General features: G+C 45.3%; 15 protein-coding genes. 10 read left to right on the forward strand and 5 right to left on the reverse strand.

Annotated elements, in window-relative coordinates; genetic code table 11:
- Nucleotides 1-10 precede the first annotated feature (10 nt).
- The 4 genes from AC6HVW_RS08910 to AC6HVW_RS08925 all read right to left on the reverse strand — a co-directional run bounded on the left by AC6HVW_RS08910 (nucleotide 11) and on the right by AC6HVW_RS08925 (nucleotide 4,792).
- A complete protein-coding gene (locus AC6HVW_RS08910) occupies nucleotides 11-1,000 on the reverse strand; it encodes an ABC transporter permease (protein WP_021805043.1) in 990 nt (329 codons plus the stop codon).
- Nucleotides 997-2,487: a sugar ABC transporter ATP-binding protein gene (locus tag AC6HVW_RS08915; protein ID WP_021805042.1), complete on the reverse strand. Its 1,491-nt coding sequence runs from the start codon at nucleotides 2,485-2,487 to the stop codon at nucleotides 997-999. Before AC6HVW_RS08915 ends, AC6HVW_RS08910 begins: the two co-directional genes overlap by 4 nt.
- Before the next feature lie 186 nt (nucleotides 2,488-2,673).
- A complete protein-coding gene (locus AC6HVW_RS08920) occupies nucleotides 2,674-3,591 on the reverse strand; it encodes an ABC transporter substrate-binding protein (RefSeq protein ID WP_021180599.1) in 918 nt (305 codons plus the stop codon).
- Between the two features lie 133 nt (nucleotides 3,592-3,724).
- The gene (locus AC6HVW_RS08925; protein WP_024484881.1) at nucleotides 3,725-4,792 is read right to left on the reverse strand and encodes a zinc-binding dehydrogenase; all 1,068 of its coding nucleotides are present in this window, start codon (nucleotides 4,790-4,792) and stop codon (nucleotides 3,725-3,727) included.
- Nucleotides 4,793-5,362: 570 nt separating this feature from the next.
- Between AC6HVW_RS08925 and dcuC the strand changes: the two genes are divergently transcribed.
- Nucleotides 5,363-6,718, forward strand: a complete 1,356-nt coding sequence (gene dcuC / locus AC6HVW_RS08930; protein WP_497569344.1) for an anaerobic C4-dicarboxylate transporter DcuC — start codon at nucleotides 5,363-5,365, stop codon at nucleotides 6,716-6,718.
- A 68-nt stretch (nucleotides 6,719-6,786) separates the two neighbouring features.
- Here the strand turns inward: dcuC and AC6HVW_RS08935 are convergent, their stop codons facing one another.
- Nucleotides 6,787-8,373, reverse strand: coding sequence for a TerC family protein (locus AC6HVW_RS08935; RefSeq protein WP_166734592.1), 1,587 nt, complete (start codon nucleotides 8,371-8,373; stop codon nucleotides 6,787-6,789).
- Between the two features lie 667 nt (nucleotides 8,374-9,040).
- On the opposite strand from AC6HVW_RS08935, the gene galU (AC6HVW_RS08940) reads away from it, so the two are divergent.
- From galU (AC6HVW_RS08940) to AC6HVW_RS08980, 9 genes are all read left to right on the forward strand, one after another.
- On the forward strand, nucleotides 9,041-9,940 hold the full coding sequence (gene galU, locus AC6HVW_RS08940) for a UTP--glucose-1-phosphate uridylyltransferase GalU (protein ID WP_186486597.1): 900 nt from the start codon (nucleotides 9,041-9,043) through the stop codon (nucleotides 9,938-9,940).
- 46 nt (nucleotides 9,941-9,986) lie between these two features.
- Nucleotides 9,987-10,883: a UTP--glucose-1-phosphate uridylyltransferase GalU gene (galU, locus tag AC6HVW_RS08945; protein ID WP_021805038.1), complete on the forward strand. Its 897-nt coding sequence runs from the start codon at nucleotides 9,987-9,989 to the stop codon at nucleotides 10,881-10,883.
- A gap of 314 nt (nucleotides 10,884-11,197) precedes the next feature.
- Complete coding sequence (locus AC6HVW_RS08950) at nucleotides 11,198-12,334, forward strand: polysaccharide export protein (RefSeq protein ID WP_497569345.1); 1,137 nt, start codon at nucleotides 11,198-11,200, stop codon at nucleotides 12,332-12,334.
- Nucleotides 12,335-12,361: 27 nt separating this feature from the next.
- Nucleotides 12,362-12,796: an arsenate reductase/protein-tyrosine-phosphatase family protein gene (locus tag AC6HVW_RS08955; RefSeq protein WP_497569346.1), complete on the forward strand. Its 435-nt coding sequence runs from the start codon at nucleotides 12,362-12,364 to the stop codon at nucleotides 12,794-12,796.
- Nucleotides 12,797-12,808: 12 nt separating this feature from the next.
- Nucleotides 12,809-14,986: a tyrosine-protein kinase Wzc gene (gene wzc, locus AC6HVW_RS08960; RefSeq protein ID WP_497569347.1), complete on the forward strand. Its 2,178-nt coding sequence runs from the start codon at nucleotides 12,809-12,811 to the stop codon at nucleotides 14,984-14,986.
- A 463-nt stretch (nucleotides 14,987-15,449) separates the two neighbouring features.
- Nucleotides 15,450-16,253, forward strand: coding sequence for a hypothetical protein (locus AC6HVW_RS08965; RefSeq protein ID WP_497569348.1), 804 nt, complete (start codon nucleotides 15,450-15,452; stop codon nucleotides 16,251-16,253).
- Nucleotides 16,250-17,197: a glycosyltransferase family 2 protein gene (locus AC6HVW_RS08970; RefSeq protein ID WP_497569349.1), complete on the forward strand. Its 948-nt coding sequence runs from the start codon at nucleotides 16,250-16,252 to the stop codon at nucleotides 17,195-17,197. Before AC6HVW_RS08965 ends, AC6HVW_RS08970 begins: the two co-directional genes overlap by 4 nt.
- On the forward strand, nucleotides 17,166-17,891 hold the full coding sequence (locus tag AC6HVW_RS08975) for a WecB/TagA/CpsF family glycosyltransferase (RefSeq protein WP_497569350.1): 726 nt from the start codon (nucleotides 17,166-17,168) through the stop codon (nucleotides 17,889-17,891). Before AC6HVW_RS08970 ends, AC6HVW_RS08975 begins: the two co-directional genes overlap by 32 nt.
- Before the next feature lie 19 nt (nucleotides 17,892-17,910).
- Nucleotides 17,911-19,329 carry an undecaprenyl-phosphate glucose phosphotransferase gene (locus tag AC6HVW_RS08980; protein WP_497569351.1) on the forward strand — a complete coding sequence of 473 codons (1,419 nt, stop codon included), beginning with the start codon at nucleotides 17,911-17,913 and terminating at the stop codon, nucleotides 19,327-19,329.
- Nucleotides 19,330-19,343 lie beyond the last annotated feature (14 nt).

A 19,343-nucleotide genomic window follows, 5' to 3' on the forward strand; every position in this document is an offset into this window, starting at 1 on the left:
TCTCCCTAGCTTATTTACGGCGGCTGGAACTGAGGTAGATAGCGGCGAGGATAATGCCACCCTTGACCACGTTCTGGATGTAAGGCGATACGCTCATCAGGTTGAGGCCGTTATTCAGTACGCCAAGCATCATGGCGCCGACCAGCGTGCCGATAATGGCGCCTCTGCCACCGGAGATGGCGGCCCCACCAAGCACTACGGCGGCGATGGCATCCAGCTCAAAACCTTCACCGGCGTTGGGCTGCCCGCTCATCAGGCGTGAGGTGAGTACCAACCCAGCGAGTGCGGCGGTCGTTCCGCTCACCACATACACCAGGACTTTGTAACGGGGTACGCGAATACCGCTCAGGCGCGCGGCCTCTTCGTTGCCGCCAATGGCGTAGACATAGCGGCCAAACGGCAGATGGTTAAGCATCAGGTAGGCCAGAATATAAACGCCAACCATGATCAGCACCGGTACTTGAATACCCAGTACGGAACCGCGGCCGAAGAAGGAGAACATGTCCGGCAAGCCAGAAATCGGGTAGCCGCCGGTGTACAGCAGTGCCAAACCACGGGCGATACCCATTGAGGCCAGGGTGACGATAATTGGCGGCATGCGCAGATAGGCAATGCAGGCACCGTTTGCCAGGCCAAACAGGGCACCGATCGCCAACGCGGCGACCATCGCCAGAGGAATAGGGATCCCTCCCAGCATCAAGCCAGCGGCAATGGAACCGGACAGTGCCATCACCGGCCCGACCGAGAGATCGATGCCCCCAGTCAGGATTGCGCAGGTCATGCCTACGGCAATAATGGCGTTGATCGACACCTGGCGTGCCACGTTGGTCAGGTTGTTGACCGTCAGGAAGCTGTCATTAAGCCCGCTCATCAGCAGGAACAGAATGGCGAAGCCGATAAAAGGCAGCATCGCGGGGTGGTGCAGCAACTTCTCCCAGCGCTTGCCGAGGCTCTGCTTCTGGGCCGCGTGGGTAGGTGGGGATTGTTCAATTCCGATCATAATGCACTCCCGGTTGCATGAAGCATGATGTTATGAGACTCGATTTCATCCCCTGCCAATTCGGCAACAATGTGGCCGCCACGGAACACCAGCACGCGGTCGCAAACGCCGATGATTTCCGGTAACTCGGATGAAATCATGATGATAGAAATGCCTTTCTGCGTGAGCTGTTGCATCAGCTGATAGATTTCGGATTTGGCGCCGACGTCAATGCCACGGGTAGGCTCATCAAAGATAAGGATGTTGCAGTCATTGTTCAGCCAGCGGGCAATGACCACTTTTTGCTGGTTGCCGCCGCTCAGGGTGCTGACGGCGGTATCCGCGTCCGGGGTTTTCACGCCTACCGCGCGGATCAGGCGCTGAACGATATCGTCGTCCTTGCGGGCGTTAACGAATATCTTGCCGAACCGCTCATGGCGGTTGAGGGTGATGTTCTGCGCCACGGAAAAGGGCAGCACCAGCCCCTCGGTTTTACGGCTTTCCGGCAGCAGGCCAATGCCTTGCTTCAATGCCAAAGCTGGGTTCCGCAGGGTGGTTGGTTGCCCACCAAGGGTGACCTGCTTGCGATAGCAGGCGCTGGCACCGATCAATGCGGAGACCGTCTCTGTACGGCCCGAGCCCACTAATCCGGCAAATCCCAGGATCTCGCCTTTGAACAGGTGGAAGCGATCTTCCTGCTGATGCTTGGTGCGCTGAATGCTGGCTTCCAGCAGGCGAACCGAGGTATCGACAGGGTGCGATTTCACCGGGAAGGCATTTTCGATTTTGCGCCCGACCATCAGCTTCACCAGTTCATCCACGTTGGTATCGGCCGTGGGCAGCGTTTGCACATAGGTGCCGTCGCGCAAGACGGTGATCTGGTCGCAGATGGTGAAGATTTCATCCAGGTGGTGCGAGATGAAAATCATGCCGACGCCCAGCAGTTTAAGATCGTTCATGACGCTGAACAGGTGATCGGCTTCACCTGGCGTCAGGGTAGCGGTAGGCTCATCCAGCACCAGCACGCGGGCGTCCAGCGACAGCGCCTTGGCAATCTCTACAAACTGTTGTTGCGCCACGCTCAACTGCGCTACCGGGCAATCCAGATCGATATTCACCGTCAGCCGTTTGAAAATAGCCTCGGCTTTTTTTCGCATGGCTTTGCGATCTAATAATCCCCAGCGGTTCTTGATTTCCCGGTTGAGGAAAATATTGTCCAGGGCGTTCATATAAGGAATAAGTGAGAATTCCTGAAATATGATCCCCACTCCGGCGTTAATGGCCTGCCGATAATTATCAAACTGGCGGCTAGTACCCTCCATGATTATTTCGCCCGAATCCGGTTGGTGAATACCACACAAGATTTTCACCAACGTCGATTTACCGGCTCCGTTTTCCCCTAGCAAGGCGTGTATTTGGCCGTGTTGAATGGTGAGGTCAATACCGTCCAACGCCTTCACGCCCGGAAAGGACTTCTTGATCTGTTTTAATTCTAATAACGCCGTCACGGTTAACTCCTCCGGGTCTTATACCCACCGTTGCGAAATAAATGGGGCGGGTACAAACCTCAACCGGCTCGTTGTGTTGTAGGGGCGCCGTCTTCTGCGCCCGCTTTGATAATCAATGCGTTGGTTTGAGGCAAACTACACATTCAGCAGCATTGCCGCGTGGTCATCAAACTCGAAGCCGGGCGTTTACCAGCTAAAGCCTTTGGCGTTGCTGCTGTCGATCAGCTTAACTTTCACCGGAATGGTGCTTGGTACGTTGGCACCCCAGTAGCGGGCCAGAGCAATCCCCAAGGCAATACGTGCCTGGTCGCGTGGGAACTGGGCGGAGGTGGCGATAAACGGTGAGTTTGGTTTCAGGATCTCCTTAATCGCTTCAGGCTGGCCATCGACGCTGACTAGCTTGACCTTGGCACCGTTACTCTCAATGGCTGCCAATGCGCCCAGGGCACCTACGTCGTTGACGCTAAAGATACCGGCCAGGTCGGGAGTGGATTGCAGCATGTTTTCGGTCACGGTCAGTGCGGTATCACGTTCTTGCTTACCGTTCTGTTTGGTGACAATCTTCATTTCCGGGTGCTTTTTAATGGCGTCTTCAAAACCACGGACGCGTTCCAGGATCGGCACCACCGGGATACCGTCCAGGATCGCCACTTTGCCTTTGTTGCCCAGGGATTTGGCCAGGTATTCACCCGCCTGGAAACCGGCATCATAGTTTTCCGAACCGACAAAGGAGTCCAACGGGCCTTCGGCCTGGGCATCGATCGCCACGACCACCGCTCCGGCCTTGTGGGCCGAGATCACCGCCGACTGCACGCCAACCGAATCTGTCGGGTTAATCAGTAAAATATCGACTTTCTTTTGCAGCATATCTTCCACATCATTAATCTGCTTTGAGACGTCATGATGGGCATCCGCAATATACAGTTTGGCGCCAATATCACCGGCGGCCTGCTCTAATGCCTGTTTCATGGAGACAAAATAGTCGTTATTCATTTCCTGGAATGAAACGCCAATGGTGATCTGTTTGGCTAATGCCGATTGGCTGGCCAGCAGCATGCCGCCGGCGAGCATCACGGGTAAGGTTTTCTTGAATAATGAAAACATAGTTTATTCTCCTGTTGTAGGGGCGGTATTTTTCTTTCAGTGTTATTTATAATAATTAGGTCGTTATCGGCCAGAAGTCGGCCTCGCCATCAAAGGGCGTTATTATTGTTTGCTTAAAACTAATCACTCAATATTAAGGAACTAAAATAACCTTGATGGAATCCGTTGAATCGGCCAGGGCGAATGCCTGATCCCATTCTTTTAATGAATAGCTGTGGGTCACCACGCCTTTGGAGGTCACCAGACCGCGTTCAAAAAGATCGATGGCAATTTCATAGCTGTAAGGTGCCAGGTGCGCACCGCGAATATCCAATTCTTTGCGATCGCCGATGATTGACCAGTCAACGGTGGTTTCCTTGCCAAACACGCTGAACTCGACAAAGCGGCCGAGCTTACGGATCATCTGCAATCCTTGGGTAACCCCAATCGGTGCGCCGGTTGCCTCGATGTAAACATCACAGCCGTAGCCGTCGGTTAACGCCTTGACGATTTTATCGGCATCTTCCTTGAGCGGGTTGATGACCACGTCGGCGCCGAAGGCTTTTGCCAGTTCCAAGCGCTCGTCGATGGCGTCGATCACGATCAGCTTTTTCGGCGTCTTCAGCTTGGCAACTTGCACCATACACAGACCCAACGGCCCGGCACCGGCCAGCACTACGACGTCGTCTAACTGGATATCCCCACGGGCAACGGTGTGGATGGCACAGGCCATCGGCTCGATCAGCACGGCATCTTCATGGCTGAGGCTTTCCGGGATCTTGTGAACGATGGCGTTGGCGGAAAAACGCATGTATTCCGACATTCCTCCTTCGGCCACATCCTTTTGGAAGCCGTAGATATTGTGCGTCTCACACATCCAATAGCTGCCGGACTTACAGTAACGGCATTCCCAGCAAGGCACGATCTGCTCGGCAATGACGCGTTCGCCGATCTTGTACTTCTGCTCTGTGCCTTCTCCCATGGCAACAATGCGGCCGTAAAATTCGTGGCCGGGCACGACCGGTGGTTTTACCCAAGGGTTTTCACCCCAAAACATCTGGGCACCGTTTTTACATTTACAATCGCCGGCACAGATCCCGCAGCCTTCGACCTTGATCACCAACTCCTTGGCTTTAGGTAGCGGGGTAGGGACTTGTTCAAACCGGTAATCCTGCGGGCCATGGCAAACCACCGCGCTCATCTTTTCGGGTAACTGACTCATTTTCCACTCCATTATCATGCTAGATAGCGATACGAAATCAATGTTGACGTTGTCATTTTTGGGAAAATAAAAAGGTTAATATTAATTTAAGTTATATGTTTCATATGGTTGAAAATAAAATTTAACACCTGACTAAAAATGACAACGTGAACATTGGCGATCATATAACCAAACTAGAGAAAACATTTGTTTGATCAAACTCACACATCGTTAACATCTGGCGTAAAGATTCTACAAATTCAGATCATGATCACAATGTTATGTCGGCTGTATGTAAGATAGGGGAGCGGTGTGGTCATTTAAATTATTGAAATTAAATGAATTATTATTCAGCTGGACGGTCAGTTGGCTTGCTCTGGGCTGTCTGGCTGTGGCTTCCGGTATCTACCCGCCCGGTGGAAGGTTATCGCCAAAGCGACCTGGCTTGGAATTTCACGATTTGTTGATAGTTTCTCCCCGCAACATTGATGAATGTCATAATATCCTGTACTGATTTTCGGCAGAGTGTGGCGTTATTCGGCTGCTATCGGGCGATGAGCTGAAATAAAATAATTAAATCGAGGAATAACAATGGAACTTCTGATTGGAGCCTTGGTGGCGGTGTTCGTTGGCCGTTACATCATCAAGGGCTATTCTGCCACCGGGGTGTTAATGGTTGGCGGCCTGGTGCTGCTGGCGGTGAGCGCATTTATGGGCAAAAATCTGCTGCCCGCCAGTGCGACTTCGACCGGCTGGCGCGCCACCGATATTTTCGAATATGTCAAAATCCTGCTGATGAGCCGCGGTGGCGATCTCGGCATGATGATCATGATGCTGTGTGGCTTCGCCGCTTACATGACGCACATTGGCGCCAATGACGTGGTGGTCAAGCTGGCCTCCCGCCCATTGCAGATGATCAACTCCCCGTATTTGCTGATGATTGCGGCTTACTTTGTTGCCTGCCTAATGTCCCTGGCCGTCTCTTCAGCGACAGGGCTGGGTGTGCTATTGATGGCAACGCTGTTCCCGCTGATGGTTAACGTGGGGATCAGCCGCGGTGCAGCGGCAGCTATCTGTGCTTCTCCTGCAGCCATTATTCTTTCGCCTACTTCGGGTGATGTGGTGCTGGCCGCCAAGGCGGCCGAAATGCCGCTGGTGGATTTTGCCTTCAAAACCACGCTGCCGATCTCTATCGCCGCCATTATCTGTATGGCTATTGCCCACTTCTTCTGGCAGCGCTATCTCGACCGTAAAGCCAACGAACAGCACCACATCATGGACGTGAGTGAAATCACTACCAACGCGCCCGGTTTTTACGCTATCTTGCCGTTTACCCCGATCCTGGGGGTACTGGTCTTTGATGGTAAATGGGGGCCGGAGCTGCACATCATTACCGTATTGGTGATTTGTATGTTCTTGGCCGCGGTGATCGAGTTTATCCGCAGCTTCAACGCCAAAACGGTGTTCGCCGGTTTAGAAGTGGCTTACCGTGGCATGGCCGATGCGTTTGCCAGCGTGGTGATGCTGTTGGTCGCGGCTGGGGTGTTTGCCCAAGGCTTGAGCACCGTTGGCTTTATCAGCGGTTTGATCAGCCTGGCACAGTCGTTTGGCACCGGCGGTATCATCATGATGTTGGTGCTGGTGGTGATCACCATGCTGGCGGCGATGACGACCGGCTCTGGTAATGCGCCGTTTTACGCGTTTGTTGAACTGATCCCGAAACTGGCGGCACAGATGGGGGTTAACCCGGCTTACCTGGTGATCCCGATGCTGCAAGCTTCCAACCTGGGCCGTACGCTCTCGCCGGTTTCTGGCGTAGTGGTAGCGGTTTCCGGTATGGCAAAAATCTCACCGTTCGAAGTGGTGAAACGCACCTCGGTACCGGTGATTGTCGGGCTGGTGGTGGTGATTGTGGCGACGGAGTTGCTGGTGCCAGTGCACCTGTAAGCTATGTAGGCATGCTGTGCCGGTTTGATATCAATGCTGGGCACCTCAAGTGGGTGCCCAGTAAAGATTTACTCTTCGTCCTCTTCGTTAGGTGTCACTAACGGCGTGATCTTCACCTTCACGATGCGGTGGCTACTGATTTCCAACGGTTCAAACAGATAGTCGCCAATCTTCAGTTGCTCACCTTCGCGTGGAATGCGCTGGCAATGCTCCATCAGCAAGCCTGCCAAGGTATGATATTCCCGCTTTTCTTCTATCGGCAGTGGCACATACAGCACCAGATCTTCCAGCGGCATATGGCCATTGGCAATCCAGCAACCTTCGCTGGTTTGCTGGATATCATGGCGTGCATCCACCTCTTCATCGGCCTCAGGCAGATTACCGGCGATGGTTTCCATCACGTCGGTTAACGTCACCACACCTTCGACCGAACCAAACTCATCCACCACAAACGCAAAGTGGGTTTTGGCCTGGCGGAACTGCTCCAACGCAGATAGCAACGTTAACTGCTCCGGGAAGATCAGCGGCTGGCGCACCAAGGCCCGCAGATCCAGCGGTGATTGCTGCAACTGTTGTTTCAGCACGTCAATGGTATGGATCACCCCTAATGGCTCATCGCTGGCGCTATTTTCGGTTACCACGATGCGCGTATGCTGGTTTTTCTCCAACAGCTGCGTCAATTTATCCAGCGGGCCGTTAAGCCCAAGGTATTCCACATCGTGCCGTGAAGTCATGATACTGCTGACGGTACGCTGTGCCATGCCCAGTACCCGCTCGATCATATGGCGTTCCTGCTGGTTGAAGATTTCACCATTCTCGTTATAGCTGTCTGCCAGCAGATGTGCCGAATGACTGTCGATCTCGGCCTCTTCGTGCTTGCCGCTTAACATGCGCAATACGGCTTCTGCGGTACGCTCACGCAAAGGCCGCACCTTGGAAAGGAAACGGCGGCGGTTAAACTGGGCAAACTGGTTCAGAGCTTCGATCATCACCGAGAAACCGATCGCTGCGTAGAGATAGCCCTTCGGAATCGCATAGCCAAAGCCTTCGGCCACCAGGCTGAAACCAATCATCAGCAAGAAGCTGAGGCATAGAATAACAATGGTTGGGTGGGCATTCACAAAGCGCGTAAGCGGTTTGCTGGCCAGCAACATCAAACCAATGGCGATACACACTGCGATCATCATCACGGCCAGATGATCGACCATCCCGACTGCGGTGATCACCGAATCCAGCGAGAAGACGGCATCCAGCACCACAATCTGTGCAACCACCGGCCAGAAACGCGCACCTTTGCGTGTCCCATGGTGTTCTTCGTCTTTACCCTCCAGCCGCTCGTTCAGCTCCATGGTGGCTTTAAACAGCAAGAAGATACCCCCGACTAGCATTATCAGGTCGCGGCCACTGAAAGCGTGCCCCATGGCCACAAACAGCGGTTTGGTCAGGGTTGCTAGCCAGGATATCGAGGCAAGCAGCGCCAGGCGCATCACCAGCGCCAGTAAAAGACCGACAATGCGGGCTTTATCACGTTGTTTCTTGGGTAATTTCTCCGCCAAAATGGCGATAAAGATCAGGTTGTCAATGCCCAGTACGATTTCCAGTACAACCAGGGTGGCCAAGCCGGCCCAAATTGTTGGATCTGCGATCCATTCCATACGCCTAATTTCACCTTTTAGTTCGACGGCTTATGCCGCATCGAGAATGATGGACGCTGAGGGAGGGGATTTCAACATTAAATCCGCACGAGGTGCGGGTAATCTATGTTAGTAGAATAATTAAACAGTGTCAGGATCTGGTCATTGGGGGTAAGCACCAGAAAACATAGAACAAATAGCTGTTTATAAATTCCGCGCTTAGATAATAAGCATTATAATCAATTTGTTATAAACTAGTTAAACGAGTAAAATCTTAAAAATCGAGTATCCTTAGTAGTCTTATTCTGAAAAGGTCTTAATGCAGCCACTAAGACTTGTTTCACTGGGTCAATAGTATAAGAATCCTAGCATCCTATAAATGATAGCAAGACTGACCACTTGGCCAGGAAGGCACTGCCTTTTCCTTACTCTGCGACTTGCCTCTCATTAAATTCTGAACAGAACCTCAGGTTCACCTACGAGCGTGGAGTCGGTTGCACGCTTGTCAGTTCAAACATTGTCTACAGTGCATTGGTAGCTGCAAGCCAAGGGCGGTAGCGTGCCTAAAACGTCACTTTAATATTTTAATTAATTGATTTTTATAATTAAAAATTCATTTGGACGTAAGGCTCTACCACTTTTCCTGGCTCTGTTACACTTACTTGTTATTTGTCGGTGGAAGAAATTTATGCAAAAAAGATTGAAGGCCGTTATCCCAGTAGCAGGTTTGGGCACGCGTATGCTGCCCGCAACCAAGGCGATCCCTAAAGAAATGCTGCCTGTGGTCGATAAGCCATTGATTCAGTACATCGTGAGTGAATGCGTTGCGGCGGGCATCAAGGATATCGTACTGGTCACGCACTCATCGAAAAACGCGATCGAAAACCACTTTGATACCTCCTTTGAGCTGGAAGCGACGTTGGAAGCTCGGGTAAAACGCCAACTGCTTGCCGAAGTTCAAAGTATCTGCCCGCCAGATGTAACGGTGATGCAGGTACGTCAAGGGCAAGCCAAAGGGCTGGGTCACGCGGTGTTATGTGCTCAACCAATGATTGGGGATAACCCATTTGTGGTGCTGTTGCCAGACGTGTTATTGGATGACTCTACTGCCGATCTGCAGAAAGAAAACCTGGCCAAAATGATCCAGCGTTTTGAGCAAACCGGCTTTAGCCAGATTATGGTTGAGCCAGTACCGGAAGAGGACGTTTCCAAATATGGTGTGGTCGATTGTGGCGGCGTGGGGTTAGCCGCGGGTGCAAGTACGCCAATGACCGCGGTGGTAGAGAAGCCTGCACGGGAAGATGCACCTTCTAACCTGGCCGTAGTAGGGCGCTATGTTCTCTCTGCCGATATCTGGCCATTGTTAGAGAAAACTCCCCCGGGTGCTGGTGATGAAATCCAACTGACCGACGCTATTGCCATGCTGATGGAGCAGGAAACGGTAGAAGCTTTCCATATGAGCGGCAAATCCCACGACTGCGGTGACAAACTGGGCTATATGAAGGCGTTTGTCCAGTATGCCCTGCGCCACCCTTCCGAAGGCGAAAACTTCACCCAGTGGATGAAACAGACCCTGAACAGCAAGTAATTGCCTGAGCCGGTTAGCACGACCACGAGATTTTAAGAGGAACACCATGTCGATGAAGTTGAAAGCCGTCATTCCTGTTGCTGGTCTGGGTATGCGCATGTTGCCTGCGACCAAGGCGATCCCGAAAGAGATGCTGCCGATCGTTGATAAGCCGTTGATCCAATATATCGTCAACGAATGCGTGGCTGCCGGGATCAAGGAAATCATTCTGGTTACCCACTCCTCCAAGAACGCGATCGAAAACCATTTCGATACGTCTTATGAGCTTGAGGCGATGCTTGAAGCGCGCGTGAAGCGTCAGCTGCTGGATGAAGTTAAATCCATCACGCCGAAGGGCGTAACCCTGATGCACATCCGCCAAGGGCAGCCGAAAGGATTGGGGCATGCGGTACTGTGTGCCAAACCACTGGTAGGTGATTCACCTTTCGTGGTAGTGCTGCCGGACGTGCTGCTGGATGACGCCAAGGCGGATATGCACAAAGACAACCTGGCGCATATGATTGCCCGCTTCGAAGAGAATGGGCTGAGCCAGGTACTGGTGCAGCCTGCGGATGAAAACGTGCTGTATGACTACTCGGTGGCAGAATGTGAGACCACTACCCTGCAACCAGGGGAGAGCTCACGCATGACGTCGATCATTGAGAAGCCAAGCCGTGAAGTGAAACTGAAATCCAATTATTCTGCTGTTGGCCGTTATGTGCTCTCTGCCGACATCTGGCCGATTTTGGAAAAAACGCAGCCAGGCGCCTGGGGCCGAATTCAACTGACCGATGCGATTGCTGACCTGATGAAACAACAGACGGTAGAAGCGATGGAACTGGTAGGGGAATCGTTTAACTGCGGTGAAAAACTAGGCTATCTCCAAGCCTTTGTGACCTATGGCTTACGCCACCCCACGCAGGGCGAAGCCTTCCGCGAATGGGCCGAGCAGCTAAAACTGTAGTAATTTGTACTGAAAAAGAGCGGAAAAATCTTTATAGTTAGAGGCCTGCGGAAATCTCAGCGGGCCTTTTGACTTGCCCGCGTTCGTTCGCACATGAAAACACTCCTGGTGCATGCGCCAGTCACTACCAGTTTGAGAGACATCTTAGCAAACCCAGACTCAACGTTTGCTCAATGAGTGCTTTCATGCATGTATCGCAGGACTGCCGTACATAGCGCAAACAAAAAATTTTGCTAAGCACCACCCCAAGAGGCCACGGTTGGCCAGGTGTTTAGCGTTGCAAGTTTACTTACTTTGAAAGTGATGAAAATTCGATGGCAAAGAAACAATGGAAGCTGATACCGCTCCTGGTATCGATCAGTGTGATCAGCGGTTGTACCGTGGTTCCAGGTTCACACCTCTCTACCAGCGGTAAAAACGTTGTTAAGCAAGAAGATAGCAATTTTGACTTGGACAAGTTGGTGAATATTTACCCAATGACGCCGAGCCTGGTTGATAAGATGCGGCCAAAACCCGTTACCGCGCAGAACAATCCGGCCCTTGAACGTGATCTACAGAGCTATGAATACCGTATCGGTGTTGGCGATGTACTGATGGTCACCGTTTGGGATCACCCTGAACTGACTACCCCAGCCGGTCAATACCGTAGTGCTAGCGATACTGGTAACTGGGTGAATGCCGATGGCACCATCTTCTATCCTTATATTGGTAAGGTCAAAGTAGCTGGAAAAACTGCTAGCCAGGTGCGTAACGATATCGCCAGCCGTTTGGCGCAATATATCGAAAGCCCACAGGTTGATGTGAGCATTGCGGCATTCCGTTCGCAAAAAGCGTATGTAACAGGTGAGGTGGCAAAATCAGGCCAACAACCGATTACCAACGTGCCGTTAACCGTTATGGATGCCATCAATGCAGCAGGTGGGCTTGCAGAAAATGCTGACTGGCGAAACGTGGTGTTAACACACAATGGCAAAGAGCAGCGTATATCGCTTCAGGCACTAATGCAGAAGGGCGACCTTATGCAGAACCATCTGCTTTATCCTGGTGATATTCTTTATGTTCCGCGTAATGACGACCTGAAAGTTTTCGTTATGGGTGAAGTCAAACAGCAAACTACGCTGAAGATGGATCGCAGTGGCATGACGCTGACCGAAGCCTTAGGCAATGCTCAAGGTATGGACCAGACGGTATCAGATGCAACTGGGATTTTTGTTATTCGCCCACTACGGGGTACTGAAGGCAGCAAGCTTGCCAGCATTTATCAGCTAAATGCCTCTGACGCGACGGCTTTGGTAATGGGGACTGAATTCCACCTGCAGCCCTATGACATTGTTTATGTTACAACAGCACCTGTTGCGCGTTGGAACCGCCTGATTACCCAGTTAGTGCCAACAATTAACGGCTTTAATAATCTCAGTGAAGGTGCATTACGCGTTCGCAATTGGCCATAGTCGTAACAGGTAGACAGAGCAAAAATTATGTTTAATTCAATTTTGGTTGTATGTGTTGGTAACATCTGCCGCTCTCCTACGGGAGAGCGGTTATTGAAAAAATATTTACCGACTAAAAAAATAGATTCGGCAGGTTTAGGTGCTCTGGTTGGTAAACCTGCAGATGCAACAGCAGTTGAAGTGGCAAAAGATAATGCGCTTTCTCTTGATGGACATGAAGGAAGACAACTTACTAGTAAAATGTGTCGAGACTATGACTTAATTTTGGTTATGGAAAAGGGGCATATTGATGGTGTTTGTAGGTTATCTCCTGAAGTCAGAGGGAAAACTATGCTTTTTGGTCATTGGTTGAATCAACAAGAAATTGCGGATCCATATCGCCAAAGTCGAGAGTCTTTTGAGTTTGTATACCACCTTCTTGATGAATCAGCCCAAAAATGGGCTAATGCTTTAAGCCGCTAGTTAGGATTTCCAATGTTAGAGAAAAATAGATCAAATATTAGTAAGAGCGAAAAATCCGATGAGATTGATTTACGCCGTTTACTTGGTGAACTTATCGATAATAGATGGTTAATAATTGGTGTGATTTCGATATTCTTGACTGTAGGTGTTATTTATTGCCTATTTGCCACACCAATTTATCGTGCCGATGCTTTAGTCCAGGTGGAAAAAAATGTAGGTAATTCATTATTAAATAATATAAACCAGATGTTACCTAGTGGACAGCCAGAATCAGCTCCTGAGATTGAATTGCTTAAATCGAGAATGATTTTGAGCAAAACAGTGGACGATTTGAATTTAAGAACAGTAGTAGAACGCAATTATTTCCCAATTTTTGGTAAAGGTTTTGCTCGATTAATTAAAGACCCAGAGGAAACTGTTTCTGTAACAAAATTAGATCTTCCGGACTCCTGGTCAAGTGAACCTACAATAAAATTAAGTGTTAAAGATAACGAAAATTTCACAGTAAGCAGGGAGGGAGAAATTTTTGCTGAAGGGAAAGTTGGTGTTTTATTGAATAAAAATGGATTCTCTATACTAGTCAGTGAGATTAGATCTAAACCCGGTGTCACATTCGATATTACTCAGATTTCAGAATTAAAGGCAATAAATAATATTCTTAATGCGTTTGAAGCTGAGGATAAGGGAAAAAGCACTGGTGTGTTGGGCCTCACATATACGGGGGAAAATTCAAAGTTAAATCAGAAAATTCTAGATAGTATTACAAAAAACTACCTTGAACAAAACGTTGAAAGAAAGTCTGAGGAAGATGCAAGAAGTTTGGAGTTTTTGAGAGATCAATTACCTAAAGTTCGAAGCTCACTCGATTTGTCAGAAAACTTATTAAATAAGTATAGACAACAGAATGATTCAGTTGATCTTCCTTTAGAGGCTAAGTCAATATTAGACTCGATAGTATCGGCAGATACACAGCTTAATGAATTAATATTTAAAGAAGCCGAGATATCCAAATTATATACAAAGGAGCATCCGTCATACCGAGCTCTTTTAGAAAAGAGAAAAGTGCTAGAGGGCGAGCGAGATAAGTTAAATAAACGAGTTAGTGCTATGCCAAAAACTCAACAGGAGATTTTAAGGCTAAGTCGTGATGTTCAATCAGGTCAAGAAATATATATGCAACTCTTGAGTAAAGAGCAGGAACTTAGCATATCTAAAGCTAGTACAGTTGGAAATGTCAGAATTATTGATCATGCAGTAACACAGAATACTCCAATTCAACCACAAAAATTAGTTATTATTGTGCTGAGTATTGTTCTCGGTGGTTTCTTGTCTATTGGATACGTTCTAGCTCGTTCCTTCTTACATCGTGGGATAGAAAGTCCTGAACAATTGGAGGCATTAGGGATAAATGTTTATGCGAGTGTTCCATTATCTGAATGGCAACGTAAACAAGATTTAGCGTTCGCGATTAAGAAAAAAGGTATAAAGACTAATGTAGATTCTACGTCATTACTTGCTTTTGGTAATCCAGCAGATTTAGCTATTGAGGCGATAAGAAGCTTACGTACAAGTCTACATTTTGCAATGATGGAATCAAAGAATAATATTTTAATGATCTCTGGAGCAAGTCCTGGAATTGGTAAAACGTTTATTAGTGCTAACTTGGCTGCAGTGATTGCCCAGAGTGGTCAACGAGTTCTATTCATTGATAGTGATATGAGAAAAGGTTACGCTCATGAGTTAGTTGGGCTTAATGGTAAGAGCGGTTTATCCGATGTGTTAGCTGGCAAGCTAGAGGTATCAGTAGCTGTACAAAAAACAAGGCATGAAGGATTTGACTTTATGCCTAGGGGACAGATTCCACCGAATCCTTCGGAGTTACTCATGCATGTCCGGTTTGTTGAACTTCTCAAATGGGCTTCTGAAGAGTATGATTTAGTCCTTGTTGATACTCCTCCTATTCTAGCTGTTACAGATGCTGCAATTATTGGGAAACATGCAGGTACATCTCTAATGGTTGCTAGATTTGAGTTGAATAGCCCGAAAGAAGTTGAGGTTAGCTTTAGACGGTTTGAACAAAATGGGATTGAAATTAAAGGCGTTATTCTAAATGCTGTCATGAAGAAAGCAACTAACTATTACAATTATGGATATGATTATTATAGTTACGAATATAAATCTGATAAATAACCCTAGCTCTATATGAACCATGGTAGGATAGGTGGTTTTAATTTGTTAACCATCTATCCATCAACATGCGTTACTATTAGGAAATGGTAATTATAGATGATGATGAACTGATATGTATTTTAAAACAAAAGATCGCTGTGAGTGGTTTTCGTTATACTCTATTACATTCTTGTGTATTCTTGGCGCTACCTATATATCCGGATTTTTAATTATACCTGAAACTGGATATTTGGAGATGATATTTGTTATATCGGCATCCTTATCACTTATCAAGTACGGGATAAATAGAAACTCGTTCTTCATAACATTTTTCACAGTGACATATATAGTATATTCTCTTTTTTATCTATTATTAGTAACGCATGCGAATATTTTGGATTTTATCCAAATTTATAAATCTTATTATTATCTAATCCTTTTGGGTTTTTTTTATAAGCGTTCTATTTTTTCAGTGGAAAATATAGTGAAATTTTACAAAATAATTTCACTTCTATTTCTTATTAAATATACAATCGATAAGTTTGCTTTGGGAATTGAAAGACCGACATTATTAATAGAAAATAATTTTGAGCTAATAATGCTAATTCTGGTTTATTATCTTGTAAATATAATTAAAGGTAAACCAGACTTATTTAATACATTAATCATTGTTTTCATCTGTTTTATTTCTGGATCTCGATCATCTCTTGGTGCACTTTTAATAGCGATAGTATTTTCTTTAGATAAAAAGTTAGATCTAAAGAAAATGATATATCTATCACTAATACCCATTTTTTTAGCTTTGGTTTTATTTGTTTTCAGTGAGAGACTTACATCCGGCGGTGCCAATGCATCCTTGGAGTCAATTGATAGATATAAATTCTTATTAGAGTTTTTGTATTCAGTATCCGATTGGCCATGGTGGAAATTCTTTATTGGCTCTCCATCTATTACACCGTTATCGCCTGTTTCTTGTCTGAACCTTTCCTACTATCATTTGCTATTTAGTTATTCAGGTAATGGACAATGCTATTCTGTAATTTTGCATTCTTTCTTATTACGAGTTATATATGATCATGGTTTACTTGGACTTATTTTCTTATTGTCAATAATATGGCTATATCTGTATAAGTTCAGAACGAAACACAAAATATGTGTAATTTTGATATTAATGGCTACGGCCTTATCTGTATCATCATTAAATAACGTCTATGTTGCACTATCGCTTATTTTGTTTATTGGTTCTGCCCACGACTTTAGATATGAACTAGGAGATGAAGTTAATTGAAAAATGCAATATTTACTGTAGTAATACCAAACTATAAACGAATTAAAGAACTTATTCGTGCTATCGAAAGTGTGTTAAATCAATCTGGTGCAGAAGAATTATTAGAGTCAATCATTATAGTTGATGATAAAAGCGAAAATATTGATAAAATAGTGGAAGCTTTATCTCTCATTGAAACTGATAAAATCATCTTGGTTAGAAATGAATTTAAAAGTAATGCAGCTGCTACTCGAAATCAAGGTGCCAGGTTGGCAAAAAGTGAATGGGTTTGTTTTTTGGATTCAGATGACACATTTCTGCCGGATAAACTAACAAATTTATCAATAGCAGTTCGGAGTGGCGCGGATGTGTACTATAACAAAGCATTTGTGTATTTTGATGATACTTTAGAGTCGATTGTACCTGGAAGGCCAATGAGAATAGATGAGCATATAAGTGATTATTTGTTCCTATCTAAGCAACTCATGCAAACTTCCATGCTTACAGTAAGACAATCATTTTTTAATAGATTCGGCTTTAATGAGAAATATATACGTCATCAGGACTATGATTTATGTCTTTCTTTTGAAGAAAGAAAACTTAAAATTGAGGCCGTTGAAACTGTAGGCACTGCAATATTTTGGAACTCAGCAGAAAGACCAAATAGTAAAGGGGAGTCATTCAATTACTCGCTAGATTGGTTAGTAGAGAACAAAGATAGAATGACAAAAGAAGCAGGGGATGCCTTTTATTTTTATTTCGTTGTAATGAAATCGGCTAGAAATGGCAATAAAATATATAGTTTGAAAAGGCTTTTTAGAGCTAGCAAGAAAGTATTGTCAGTTAAGCAATTGATAATCTACTTATGCATATTACTAGTTCCTAGATTTTTACAAAATATTTTCTATATGAACTTTAAAAGGTTGAAATGCCATGTCAATAAATATAAAAATACTAAAAAATAAAATAATTGAAGATGTGCGCATTGATCTGCGAAAGAAAAATAAAATTTATACGTTCCTTAATTGCTACTCATATTTTATTTTTAGAAAGAATGTGCAGGTTTTCTCAGAATTTAACGGAATATACTGTGATGGTATTGTTTTTGAGAAAATGATGAGATCGATAAAGGTTAGGACATCAAGAGTCAGTTTTGATATGACATCGCTAGCACCTGTTGTTTTCGATTATGCACAAAAAAACAATGAGACAGTCATTTTAGTCGGCAGCGAAGAAGGTATTGTTGATAAGGTGAAAGAGCATTTATCTAGCGAGTTTCAGCAGTTACGAATAGTCGATGTAAGGCATGGTTTTTTCAATAATGATGGAGAAAGATATAGCTATCTTACGAAAGTTATTGAAATTAATCCTGATTATGTAATTGCTGGGATGGGAACACCATATCAAGAAAAATTTCTTCTTGACTTAAAAAAATTAGGTTGGGAAGGGATTGGTTTTACATGTGGAGGTTTTTTTCACCAAACATGTAATCGGGGAATAAAATATTATCCTAACTGGATGGATCGGTTTAACCTTCGATGGGCTTATCGAATTTGGGATGAACCTAAGTTGGCTAAGAGATATTTCATATACTATCCGATTTCAATTGTAGCGTTCTATTATGATTGCTTAAGATCATGGGTAAGAAATAGATTATAATAAATTGAGAGTGATAACTATGTTTTTATTTAATAGCCATTATCGAGCAAATGCTTCAATTATATCAATGCTGCAAAGATTTTCGGATTTACTCAATTTTTACATTAGCCTTTTCTTTATTGTAAAAATTAATGGGCAAAGCTTTGAACATGGTATAACAGTTGCATTACTAATTTCTATAATAATTTTTCAAATGATAGCTGGTGTTACTGATTTTTATCGCTCGTGGCGAGGTATTCCATTTACAACTGAAATGATTATGATAATTAAAAACTGGACATTAACATTTTTTTTCATGTTATCCGTTCTTTTTTTATTAGGAATAAATGATCAAAACGATAAGTTGTCATACATGTTTTTTGAATGGTTTATTGTATTATCAATAAGCCTTATATTATCAAGGTATTTATTACGTAATTTAATAATAAAAGTTAGATCTTTCGGATATAATACGCGTAAAGTTGTCATCGTAGGCTTGACTGCTCCTGGTTTAAAATTGGCAAAGAGTATAAATAATAGCCCGTGGTTAGGTTTGAACTTCAAAGGTTTTTATAGTCATACAAATCTCGATGTAAGAGAAAATGAAGGGGATACGGCTTCGATAAATATTCTTGGTGATCTTGAGCAACTCATCATTGATGCGAAATTAGGTTATATAGACAAGGTGTATATTTCATTGCCAATGAAAGAGGAGGAGAAAATAATAAAAATTACATCTGAGCTATCAGATACCACATGCTCTGTATTGTTTGTGCCAGATCTTTTTTCTTTGGAAATGATAAGAAATAGATCTGAGGAAATAAATGGAATTCAAATACTCTCTTTATGTGATACCCCAATCACAGGATTAAACAAAATAATTAAACGACTAGAAGATGTTACTCTATCTATTGCTATTTTAATTTTCATATTGCCTATTATCATTATCATATCTTTAGCGATCAAGGTTACATCATCAGGTCCAATAATATTTAAACAAATAAGATATGGTATAGATGGAAGGCCCATTTATGTTTGGAAGTTTAGAACAATGAATGTAATGGAGAATGGTAGTAAAGTTACCCAGGCCAAAAAGAATGATTCTCGGCTTACATCCATAGGTGGTTTTCTTCGCAGAACCTCTCTTGATGAACTCCCACAGTTTATAAATGTACTTAAAGGTGATATGTCAATCGTAGGGCCAAGGCCTCATGCGGTGGCTCATAATGAGGAGTACCGGAAACTTATTAAAGGATACATGCTGAGGCATAAAGTGAAGCCAGGGATAACCGGATGGGCACAAGTCAATGGTTGGAGAGGTGAAACTGATATACCTGAAAAAATGGAGAAGAGGATTCAGTATGATTTAGATTATATTCGTAACTGGAGTGTTTGGTTTGATATTAAAATAGTATTCCTAACGATTTTTAAAGGGTTTGTAAACAAGTCAGCATATTAATTAATATATTACCA

The organism is Serratia sp. NCCP-200, from assembly GCF_059697885.1.